The sequence below is a fragment of the Yoonia sp. genome (genome assembly GCF_036770585.1).
GTDB lineage: Bacteria > Pseudomonadota > Alphaproteobacteria > Rhodobacterales > Rhodobacteraceae > Yoonia.
On sequence record NZ_DAIPIW010000046.1, the window covers coordinates 1 to 9,191 of the forward strand.

General features: G+C 61.9%; 13 protein-coding genes and 1 pseudogene. 8 read left to right on the plus strand and 6 right to left on the minus strand.

Going from position 1 to position 9,191, the window contains the following annotated elements; genetic code table 11:
* Positions 1–143: 143 nt before the first annotated feature.
* A complete protein-coding gene (locus tag V7N12_RS09355) occupies positions 144–518 on the minus strand; it encodes a hypothetical protein (protein WP_333714245.1) in 375 nt (124 codons plus the stop codon).
* Between the two features lie 127 nt (positions 519–645).
* Between V7N12_RS09355 and V7N12_RS09360 the strand changes: the two genes are divergently transcribed.
* Positions 646–1,524: a LysR family transcriptional regulator gene (locus tag V7N12_RS09360; RefSeq protein ID WP_333714246.1), complete on the plus strand. Its 879-nt coding sequence runs from the start codon at positions 646–648 to the stop codon at positions 1,522–1,524.
* On the opposite strand, the gene V7N12_RS09365 is transcribed toward V7N12_RS09360, so the two are convergent.
* The gene (locus tag V7N12_RS09365; protein WP_333714247.1) at positions 1,505–1,852 is read right to left on the minus strand and encodes an ArsR/SmtB family transcription factor; all 348 of its coding nucleotides are present in this window, start codon (positions 1,850–1,852) and stop codon (positions 1,505–1,507) included. The two genes, V7N12_RS09360 and V7N12_RS09365, sit on opposite strands and share 20 nt — an antisense overlap.
* Positions 1,853–2,057: 205 nt before the next feature.
* Between V7N12_RS09365 and V7N12_RS09370 the strand changes: the two genes are divergently transcribed.
* From V7N12_RS09370 to V7N12_RS09390, 5 genes are all read left to right on the plus strand, one after another.
* Entirely contained in the window at positions 2,058–2,393 is a 336-nt protein-coding gene (locus tag V7N12_RS09370) for an AtpZ/AtpI family protein (protein ID WP_333714248.1), read from the plus strand.
* Positions 2,383–3,135 (plus strand): F0F1 ATP synthase subunit A, encoded by a 753-nt coding sequence (locus tag V7N12_RS09375; RefSeq protein WP_333714249.1) that lies wholly within the window; start codon positions 2,383–2,385, stop codon positions 3,133–3,135. Before V7N12_RS09370 ends, V7N12_RS09375 begins: the two co-directional genes overlap by 11 nt.
* A 55-nt stretch (positions 3,136–3,190) precedes the next feature.
* Entirely contained in the window at positions 3,191–3,415 is a 225-nt protein-coding gene (locus V7N12_RS09380) for a F0F1 ATP synthase subunit C (protein ID WP_055293956.1), read from the plus strand.
* 84 nt (positions 3,416–3,499) lie between these two features.
* Positions 3,500–4,045, plus strand: a complete 546-nt coding sequence (locus tag V7N12_RS09385) for a F0F1 ATP synthase subunit B' (RefSeq protein WP_333714250.1) — start codon at positions 3,500–3,502, stop codon at positions 4,043–4,045.
* Positions 4,046–4,048: 3 nt separating this feature from the next.
* Positions 4,049–4,609, plus strand: coding sequence for a F0F1 ATP synthase subunit B (locus V7N12_RS09390; RefSeq protein ID WP_333714251.1), 561 nt, complete (start codon positions 4,049–4,051; stop codon positions 4,607–4,609).
* A gap of 71 nt (positions 4,610–4,680) precedes the next feature.
* On the opposite strand, the gene V7N12_RS09395 is transcribed toward V7N12_RS09390, so the two are convergent.
* From V7N12_RS09395 to V7N12_RS09405, 3 genes are all read right to left on the minus strand, one after another.
* Positions 4,681–5,448 (minus strand): FadR/GntR family transcriptional regulator, encoded by a 768-nt coding sequence (locus V7N12_RS09395; protein WP_333714252.1) that lies wholly within the window; start codon positions 5,446–5,448, stop codon positions 4,681–4,683.
* 108 nt (positions 5,449–5,556) lie between these two features.
* Positions 5,557–6,216, minus strand: a complete 660-nt coding sequence (locus tag V7N12_RS09400; RefSeq protein WP_333714253.1) for an OmpA family protein — start codon at positions 6,214–6,216, stop codon at positions 5,557–5,559.
* A gap of 101 nt (positions 6,217–6,317) precedes the next feature.
* Positions 6,318–7,163 carry a bifunctional helix-turn-helix domain-containing protein/methylated-DNA--[protein]-cysteine S-methyltransferase gene (locus V7N12_RS09405; RefSeq protein ID WP_333714254.1) on the minus strand — a complete coding sequence of 282 codons (846 nt, stop codon included), beginning with the start codon at positions 7,161–7,163 and terminating at the stop codon, positions 6,318–6,320.
* Positions 7,164–7,258: 95 nt separating this feature from the next.
* On the opposite strand from V7N12_RS09405, the gene nth reads away from it, so the two are divergent.
* A complete protein-coding gene (gene nth, locus V7N12_RS09410; RefSeq protein WP_333714255.1) occupies positions 7,259–7,903 on the plus strand; it encodes an endonuclease III in 645 nt (214 codons plus the stop codon).
* Positions 7,900–8,889: an adenosine kinase gene (locus V7N12_RS09415; RefSeq protein ID WP_333714256.1), complete on the plus strand. Its 990-nt coding sequence runs from the start codon at positions 7,900–7,902 to the stop codon at positions 8,887–8,889. The genes nth and V7N12_RS09415 overlap by 4 nt, the downstream gene beginning before the upstream one ends.
* On the opposite strand, the pseudogene V7N12_RS09420 reads toward V7N12_RS09415, so the two are convergent.
* Positions 8,886–9,191: pseudogene (locus V7N12_RS09420) on the minus strand (hypothetical protein); the annotation flags it as partial. The gene V7N12_RS09415 and the pseudogene V7N12_RS09420 sit on opposite strands and share 4 nt — an antisense overlap.

Below are 9,191 nucleotides of genomic sequence, written 5' to 3' on the forward strand. Positions count from 1 at the left end.
GCGCCCCCGTGGGCATGCCTACAAAGCAGCGCGCCCCCGTGGGCGCGACGCGCTGACGGGGGGCGATCCCTTGCAAGACAGGGGACCGGAAAGCTGGCGCTATCCGGATATTGTGCGGCGTTTACGTCGCATGGTGCCGCGAGTCAATGGCCTTGGGCGGACCGTGGGATCCTCGATATGATGTCGTTGCGGTGGGCGATGGCCACGGCGGCACTGGCCGTGATCAGGACCAGCATGTGCCAGTAGGGCGGGCCGACCCAGATCAGAAGGGCCGCCAGACCGATGCAGACGGTCGATAACAGGATCAGCCCCGCCACCCCGCGCCAGCCGCGCACCCAAAGCAGGATCGCGCCGCCGACCTCGACCGAGCCGGTGACGAAGCGCGGAAACTGGCCAAAGCCGATCGCCTCGTAAATCGCGACCTCGGCCGGAAATCCGCCGAGCTTGCGAAAGCCATAGTAAAGGAAGGCCAGCGACAGCAGCGCGCGCAGAAGGAAGATCAGGTTTGAGCGTGACATGCCCGGCAGATAGTCAGGCGCAGGCAAAAGTCACGGGCTGCGCCCCGTCCAACCGCTTTGTTTCTTGTATCGACGAACAGACAGCGTAGGTTGCGCACTATTACGTTTGCACATGCACAGGGTCATCATGGACAACTGGGACGAAATCCGCACGGCTTATCAGGTCGCCCGCAGGGGCACGGTCAGCGGCGCGGCCGAGACGCTGGGCGTGCACCATGCGACCGTGATCCGCCACATCGACGCGCTGGAACAGCGGTTGGGCGTCAAACTGTTCCAGCGTCACGCGCGCGGCTATACGGCGACCGAGGCCGGACAGGACCTGTTGCAGGTGGCGCAGGCCACGGATGACCAGTTCACCCAGCTTGCGGGCCGGATCAGGGGGCAGGGCGAAGGCGTCTCGGGTGATCTGGTTGTCACCACGCTCGGGATGATGTCGGCCTACATGACCCCGATCCTGACGGACTTTCAGGCTGAAAACCCCGAGATCCGGATCCGCTACCGCACCGGCGAGCGGCTCTTTCGGTTGGAATACGGCGAGGCGCATGTGGCGATCCGTGCCGGTGCGCAGCCGCAGGAACCCGACAACGTGGTTCAGCCCTTCATGCATCAGCAGGTCGCGCTGGTGGCGTCGGACGCCTATATTGCGCGGCATGGTCTGCCCAAGGACGAGGACGACCTGAAGAACCATCGCTTCATCGGGAATGACGAAGACAATGCCCGCGCACCCTTTGCCCGCTGGCTGAAGGCGCGCGTGCCCGACAGTTGCCTGACCTATCTGGCCTCCGAAAACCGCAATTTGCAGGATGCGGTGCTGGCAGGGGCAGGGATCGGTTTCGTGCTTGCGCAGGTCGCCCGCAACGAGCCCACCCTGACCGAGGTCTTTCCCCGTCAGGACGAATGGGCCGCCCCCTTGTGGATCGTCACGCATGTCGATCTGCACCGGACAACCAAGGTGCAGGCCTTCCTGCGGTTTCTGAAAGACCGGATCAAGGATCTGGATTGCTGATCGCATCCGCCCCCAGTTCCCGGGACAGAAAGCTTTCGAAGGCATCGAGGTCGATGGCGTCCATCTGGCCGAAGCCCTGCATCCAGACCGAGGCCTCGCGCAGGGCGTCGGGTTCCAGCTTGCACCATTTCACACGGCCGCGCTTTTCCTGACTGATCAGACCTGCCGCCGTCAGAACGCCCAGATGCTTGGAGATCGCGGCCAGCGACATCTCGAACGGGTCGGCCACATCGGTCACCGCCATGTCGTCTTCCAGCAGCATCGCAAGGATCGCGCGGCGCGTGGGATCGGCAAGGGCCGAGAAGACCAGATCAAGATGTGTTGTCATGCGCCGATTAAGCGGGTCAGGCGGAAAACGTCAACCAAATGGTTGAATATAGAGGTTGGGCAAACCAAGGTGTTTCAGGCGTGAATGTCACAGTTGTTTCGTAGAAATATATATGAAATACAGATAGTTAAGTCATTCTCATGCGGCTTGACTCTGATCCGTGCCCACCCTAAACCCATGCCAACCTTTCAAAGGGTCAAAACCGATGCCCGATCCGCATGACGCCGACCGCCTGAAGGCGCTCGAGGCGAAGATTGCAAAGCTCAAGGAGCCGGCTGAGGTCAAGGACCACGCGGAAGAGCACTATTCTCAGGCGCAACTGGCCTGGCGGATGGTGATCGAGCTTGTGGCCGGTCTCGGGATCGGCTTCGGCATCGGATACGGGTTGGATGCGCTGTTTGGCACAATGCCGATCTTTCTGGTGCTGTTCATATTTTTTGGCCTCGCAGCCGGTGTGAACACCATGCTGCGGTCCGCCAAAGAGGTGCAGAAGAAGCAGCAAAAGGCTGCGAGTGAAAAGGGTGGCGCAAGTGGCGACTGAAGACAAAGCCGAAGGTGGTCTGGTTTTTCATCCTCTGGATCAGTTCATCGTCAAACCGCTGTTCGGTGACGGTCCTGTCGCTTGGTACACCCCGACCAACGTAACGCTTTGGCTTGCGATTACCGTTCTGGCCATCGCAGCGGTCTTTGTTTTCGGCAGCCGCGGTCGCGCCATCATCCCGACCCGCGTTCAGTCTGTCGGGGAAATGATGTATGGCTTCGTCTACAAGATGGTGGAGGATGTCACCGGCAAGGACGGGGTCAAGTACTTTCCCTACATCATGACCCTTTTCCTGTTCATCCTGTTTGCCAACTATCTTGCCCTGATCCCGATGTCCTATTCGCCGACATCGATGATCGCGGTCACGGTGGTTCTTGGTTTTGGTGTCTTCACCGCGATTACCGTGCTTGGCTTTGTCAAGAACGGCCCCGCGTTCCTCGGGCTCTTCTGGATGTCGGATGCGCCCGCCTTCCTGCGTCCGGTCATCGCGATCATCGAGGTCATTTCCTACTTCGTGCGCCCCGTCAGCCTGTCCATTCGTCTGGCGGGCAACATCGCCGCCGGTCACGTCGTTCTCAAGGTTTTCGCGACCTTCGCGGCAGCCGCCCTGATCAGTCCTGCGGCCATTCTGGGCATCATTGCGATCTATGGTCTGGAAATCCTCGTCTGCGGCATCCAGGCCTATGTCTTCACCATTCTGACGTGCGTCTATCTCAAGGACGCACTGCACCCCGCACACTAACAACGGCGAAAAGTTCCGCCACATATCTCAACTTCCAATCGTAAGGAGAATTCACATGGAAGGCGATCTCGCACACATCGGCGCAGGCATTGCGGCAATCGGTTCCGGTCTGGCGGCCCTCGGGGTCGGCAACGTGGCCGGCAACTATCTCGCAGGCGCCCTGCGCAACCCATCCGCCGCTGCCGGTCAGACAGCGACACTCTTCATCGGTCTGGCATTCGCCGAAGCGCTGGGGATCTTCGCATTCCTCGTGTCGCTCCTGCTGATGTTCGCCGTCTAAGACCGCGACCCATATTCCTTACGGCTGACCGACGCGCGACTTGCCGCGTCGGTCGGTAAAATCCAAAGGTATTCGGGGGCCATCATGGCAACAGAAACAAATCAAGCCGTAGGTGTCTGCGTTGACGCAGGGGGGTCCGCCCTCGGCATGCCGCAGCTTTGCGCAGACTGGATGCCAAACCAGATCTTCTGGCTGGTGATCGCTTTGATCGCGATCTACTTTGTGATGTCTCGCATTGCCCTCCCCCGCATCAGCGCGGTTCTGGCAGAGCGGTCGGGCACGATCACGAACGACATTGCCGCAGCCGAAGACCTCAAGAACAAGGCGGCCGAAGCCGAAGCTGCCTACGAGAAGGCACTGGTTGATGCGCGCGCCGAAGCGCAGAAGATCGTGGCCGAAGCGAAGGCCGAAATTCAGGCCGAACTGGACGCCGAGCTGAAAAAGGCCGACGCCCAGATCGCCGCCAAGACCGCCGAAAGCGAAGCGGCGATTGCCGAGATCCGCGCCGGCGCGGTGCAAAGCGTGACCGAAGTCGCCAAGGATACGGCAAAGGAACTGGTCGCAGCACTCGGTGGCAAGTCCGACGCCAAGGCGATCAATGCCGCCGTCGCTGCACGGATGAAAGGGTAAGCCATGAGACTGACACTCGCCGCCCTTTTCGCCCTCGCCGCCAGCCCTGCGCTGGCCGCCGGTGACAAGCCGTTCTTCTCGCTGGCCAATACCGATTTTGTCGTCACCATCGGCTTCATCGTCTTTATCGGCATCCTGCTCTACTTCAAGGTCCCGGGCCTTGTCGGTGGCATGCTCGACAAGCGCGCCCAAGGCATCAAGTCCGAGCTGGACGAGGCACGCGCCCTGCGTGACGAAGCACAGGCGCTGCTGGCCTCATACGAGCGCAAGCATAAAGAGGTGCAGGAACAGGCCGACCGCATCGTCGCCTCGGCCAAGGAAGAGGCAACGAACGCCGCCGCTGCCGCCAAGGATGATATCGCGCGGTCGATCACCCGCCGTCTGGCCGCCGCAGAAGAGCAGATCGCCAGCGCGGAAGCCAACGCCGTCAAGGAAGTCCGCGATCAGGCGATTGTCGTCGCTGTCGCGGCCGCGAAAGAGGTCCTGGCCAAGCAGATGGACGCGGCCTCGGCCGGTTCCTTGATCGATGACGCGATCGAGGTCGTGGGCGACAAGCTGCACTGACCGTTCAGAACGCACGAACAGAAAACCCCGCTGGCCATGCCAGGCGGGGTTTTTCTTTGTCTTGCCGACATCTACTTGCGGACTTCGTGTTCCAGCCGCTTCTTGGCGAAGACCTCGTTGCGTTCGGATTTCTGCTGGTTGAACAGCGCGCTTTCGACAAAGCGCAAGTGGCTTTCAATCGCCCCGCGCGCGCCTTCGGGGTCGCGCCGTTGAAGTGCGGCATTGATCGCCCTGTGCTGATCCAGCAGGGCATCGCGGGTCATGCGCTGTTTGAACATGACGGTCCGGTTATAGAACACACCTTCGCGCAGCAGTTCGAACATCGACCGCATCATGTGCAGCATGATCATGTTGTGACTGGCCTCGATGATCGCAAGGTGAAAGTCCGCGTCAAGGCGCGCCTCGTCCGGGGGGTTCCGTTTCTGATGCGCGGCTTCCATCTTTTCGAAGATCGCGTTGATCACCTTAAGGTCGGTGTCACTGGCCAAACGGGCGGCACGTTCAGCGGCCAGACCTTCCATATCGCGGCGGAAACTGATGTAGTCGAAGACGGCCTCGTCGTGGGTCGCAAAGAGCGTCACAAGGGCGGGCGAAAAGGCCGAGCCAAGCACGTCGGCCACATAGACCCCCGCACCGGCCTTTGACGTCAGAAGGCCGCGGTCCTGCAGGTCGGCCAGGGCCTCGCGCAGGGAGGGCCGCGAGACTTCCATCCGTTCGCTGAGTTCGCGTTCCGACGGCAGGCGTTCACCGGGACGCAGAATGCCGCGCAGGATCAGACCTTCGATCTGCTTGACCACGCCATGCGAAAGTTTCTCCTGCTGGATCGGTTCGAATGGCATCATGTCCCCCAAGGTATTGGTAAAAAGATATGACCAACGACAGGTTTTCACAACAAGAAAGGGGCCGCCCATCGGCGACCCCTCTTTTCACGCCCGAAGGAATGAAGATCAGTTCGGGGTAATGATGATCTCGACGCGGCGGTTCATCTGACGGCCTTCGGGGGTCGCATTCGACGCAATCGGCTGGGTCAGGCCGGCACCTATCGCGCGCACACGCGAGGGGGCGACATCGCCACTGATCAGGATGTTCGAGACCGACTGGGCGCGCCGCTCGGACAGGCCCTGATTGAACGCGGCGGACCCCACGTTGTCGGTATGGCCGATCACGTTGACCGTGGTGTTCGGATACCGGTTGAGCGAGTTGGCAACGATGAACAGATCATTCTGCGAGGCGGCCGAAACCGTCGTGCTGTTGGTGGCGAACAAGAGGTCCTGGCTGAGGACGACGACAAGGTTGCGGCCGTTGTTGGACACGCCCACATCGTTGCGCAGCGCACGGCGCAGCTCTTCGGCCTGACGGTCGAGGTTATTGCCGATGGCCGCACCTGCGGTTGCACCCAGAACGGCACCGGCAAGGGCCGCCTGATTGCGGCCACGGCGGTCGTCGTTGCGGTTCAGGATCAGGCCGGTGACGGCCCCACCGACAGCCCCGATGGCCGCACCCTGCTGGGTGTTCTGCGCCTGGTTCGGCGCGGTCGCGGGATCACAGGCGGCGACGAAGGTCATGGAAGCTGCCGCAAGGACAAGCGGGAATTTCGAAAAGGTCATGGTCATGGTTCCATTTGTTGTGCGGCTAATGGCCGTTTTGGATGCCATATTTATGAACCAAGTGCCGCCGATATCCAATAACGCGTGTGGAATTGTGGCGATCAGGTGATCTCTTGCGCATCAATTCGCGCAGATTCCCACGCCAGCAACGCCCTTTTGACCGGAAGGCCCCAGTGATAGCCGCCCAGCTCGCCGGATTTGCGCAAGGCACGGTGACAGGGAATCAGCCAGCTGACCGGATTGCGCCCGACGGCGGTCCCGACCGCGCGCACGGCCTTGGGGTTGCCGATGGCTTGCGCGATCTCGGAATAGGTCGTCACATGGCCCGAGGGGATCGTCAGCAGGGCCTCCCAGACCTTCAACTGGAACGGCGCGCCGATCATGTGCAGTTGCGTCTCGCCGCGCATCCCCAGCGCCGCAGTCGCCCAAGGCCGCAGGCGCAGGGGGTCTTCCACAAAGGTGGCCATGGGCCAGCGCGAGGTCATGTCGGCCATGGTCGGTTCCGCCCCCGCCTCGGCTGAAAAGGCAAGGCCGCAAATGCCACGGTCCGTGCCCATGACAAGCGCGGGGCCGAAGGGGCTGTCGAACCAGCCCCAGTAGATCGTCAGCCCCGCCCCGTCTCGGGCGAAGTCACCGGGGCTCATCGCTTCCCAGCGCACGAAGAGATCATGCAGGCGTCCGCTGCCGGACAGCCCCACCGCCTGCGCGGTTTCCAGCGTGGTGAACCGGTCCCGCAACAGGGTCTTGGCATGTCCCAGCGTCAGATATTGTTGGTAGCGCTTGGGCGACACACCGACCCATGTGGAAAACAGCCGCTGGAAGTGTGCGGGGCTCATGTTCATCTCGGCGGCAAGGGCGTTCAGCGACAGGTGAGTCTCGCCCGCCGCGTCGATCGCATCGATCGCGCGGCGCATGACGTGGTAATGATATGTTTCGCTGTGATCCATGATCCCAATCTAGGGATAGCGCAGGGCAAGAGCGACCCGAATTTTGCGCAACTGTCGCTTGCCCATGCGATGCGGGGAAGGCATATGGGGTGCCTATGGCCAAGCAGCTCGACTACCACACGATCCGCGAGATCTTCACGCGCTTTCAGGCAGCCGAGGCTGAACCGAAAGGCGAGCTTGACCATGTGAACGCCTATACGCTGGTGGTGGCCGTGGCGCTGTCGGCGCAGGCGACGGATGCGGGGGTGAACAAGGCCACCCGCGCGCTGTTCAAGATCGCCGATACGCCGCAAAAGATGCTCGCCCTCGGGCTGGAGGGTCTGACCGAGCATATCAAGACCATCGGCCTGTTTCGCCAGAAGGCGAAGAACGTCATCAAGCTGAGCCAGATCCTCGTCGATGATTACGGCGGCGAGGTGCCGAATTCACGCGCCGCATTGCAATCGCTGCCCGGTGTCGGGCGCAAGACCGCGAATGTGGTGCTGAACATGTGGTGGGGCCAGCCCGCGCAGGCGGTCGATACCCATATCTTCCGCTTCGGCAACCGCAGCGGCGTGGCGGTGGGCAAGGACGTGAACGCCGTCGAGCGCGCGATCGAGGATCACGTTCCCGCCGATTTCCAGCTTCATGCCCATCACTGGATGATCCTGCACGGGCGCTATGTTTGTGTGGCGCGTAAACCCAAATGCGCGGCCTGCCTGATCCGCGATCTCTGCCAATTCGAGGACAAGACCCTATGAGCAACTACGATGTCATCGGCATCGGCAATGCGATTGTCGATGTGATCAGCCATGCCGAAGATACCTTTCTCGATCACATGGGGATCGAAAAGGGCATCATGCAACTGATCGAACGGGACCGGGCAGAGGTGCTTTACGCCGCGATGAAGGACCGCACCGAAACACCGGGCGGATCGGTGGCGAATACGATTGCGGGCCTCGGCAGTCTGGGGCTGTCCACCGCCTTTATCGGCAAGGTCAAGGATGACGCGCTGGGCCGTTTCTATGCCAAGGGGATGCAAGAGGCGGGCACCGCCTTTCCGAACGCGCCGGTCGCCGGGGCCAAGGCTCCGACCTCGCGCTCGATGATCTTCGTCTCTCCCGATGGCGAGCGGTCGATGAACACCTACCTTGGCGCAGGAGCCGATCTGGGACAGGAAGATGTGCCCGAAGCCTTGTTCGCGGGCAGCAAGATCCTGTTTCTCGAAGGGTATCTTTTTGACAAGGACGCAGGAAAGTCGGCGTTCACGGCAGCGGCGCAGTCGATGCGGGCGGCGGGTGGCCGGTCGGGGATCACCCTGTCCGATCCCTTCTGCGCCGACCGGCACCGCGCCGACTTTCAGCGGCTGGTCGCGGACGAGATGGATTTCGTCCTTGGCAATGCGGCCGAATGGACGACGCTTTACGAAACCGACGATCTGGATGCAGCACTCGCGCAGGCAAGTGCCGTGTGCGAGACGGTGATCTGCACCTGTTCCGGCGATCCGGTGATCCTGATGCAAGCGGGCGAGGTGGTGCGCGTGCCGGTCAAGAAGGTCGTGCCGGTCGATGCCACCGGCGCGGGCGACCAGTTCGCCGCCGGTTTCCTTTTCGGCTTTGCGACGGGCCGTCCGCTCGAGGTTTGCGGCCAGATGGGTGTCATCGCCGCCTCCGAGGTGATCGGCCATATCGGCCCGCGCCCCAAGGCGGACCTGAGGACGCTGTTTGCGGCACAAGGGCTGGTCTAGGGTGCGATCGTTCGCAGCCACAGGCGGTCAAGCTCGTCGATGACGTCCCGGTCGAAACGGGCCTCTTCCTTCCAGTATTTTCCCGAGGGCACGTAGTAGCCCAGTTGCTCTTCCCGTTGCAGGGCGGCCTGCACCAGCGTCTCGTTCCAGGCTGCGGGCTTGACGGCGGCCAAGTGGTCCAGCGTGGCACGCGGAAAGACAAGGCGGCTTTTGTCCTGTGACAGGTTCACCATCGCGCAGCCTTTCCGGGCCGCCAGCGCCATCAACCGCGCCGACTTCGCCTCGAGCGAGCGCAGGGTCAC

Bases quoted from the DNA above. Each gene is read 5' to 3' on its own strand.
- V7N12_RS09355 (WP_333714245.1), bottom strand. From the start codon at position 518: ATGTCACGCTCAAACCTGATCTTCCTTCTGCGCGCGCTGCTGTCGCTG.
- V7N12_RS09360 (WP_333714246.1), top strand. From the start codon at position 646: ATGGACAACTGGGACGAAATCCGCACGGCTTATCAGGTCGCCCGCAGG.
- V7N12_RS09365 (WP_333714247.1), bottom strand. From the start codon at position 1,852: ATGACAACACATCTTGATCTGGTCTTCTCGGCCCTTGCCGATCCCACG.
- V7N12_RS09370 (WP_333714248.1), top strand. From the start codon at position 2,058: ATGCCCGATCCGCATGACGCCGACCGCCTGAAGGCGCTCGAGGCGAAG.
- V7N12_RS09380 (WP_055293956.1), top strand. From the start codon at position 3,191: ATGGAAGGCGATCTCGCACACATCGGCGCAGGCATTGCGGCAATCGGT.
- V7N12_RS09385 (WP_333714250.1), top strand. From the start codon at position 3,500: ATGGCAACAGAAACAAATCAAGCCGTAGGTGTCTGCGTTGACGCAGGG.
- V7N12_RS09390 (WP_333714251.1), top strand. From the start codon at position 4,049: ATGAGACTGACACTCGCCGCCCTTTTCGCCCTCGCCGCCAGCCCTGCG.
- V7N12_RS09395 (WP_333714252.1), bottom strand. From the start codon at position 5,448: ATGCCATTCGAACCGATCCAGCAGGAGAAACTTTCGCATGGCGTGGTC.
- V7N12_RS09400 (WP_333714253.1), bottom strand. From the start codon at position 6,216: ATGACCTTTTCGAAATTCCCGCTTGTCCTTGCGGCAGCTTCCATGACC.
- V7N12_RS09405 (WP_333714254.1), bottom strand. From the start codon at position 7,163: ATGGATCACAGCGAAACATATCATTACCACGTCATGCGCCGCGCGATC.
- nth (WP_333714255.1), top strand. From the start codon at position 7,259: ATGGCCAAGCAGCTCGACTACCACACGATCCGCGAGATCTTCACGCGC.
- V7N12_RS09415 (WP_333714256.1), top strand. From the start codon at position 7,900: ATGAGCAACTACGATGTCATCGGCATCGGCAATGCGATTGTCGATGTG.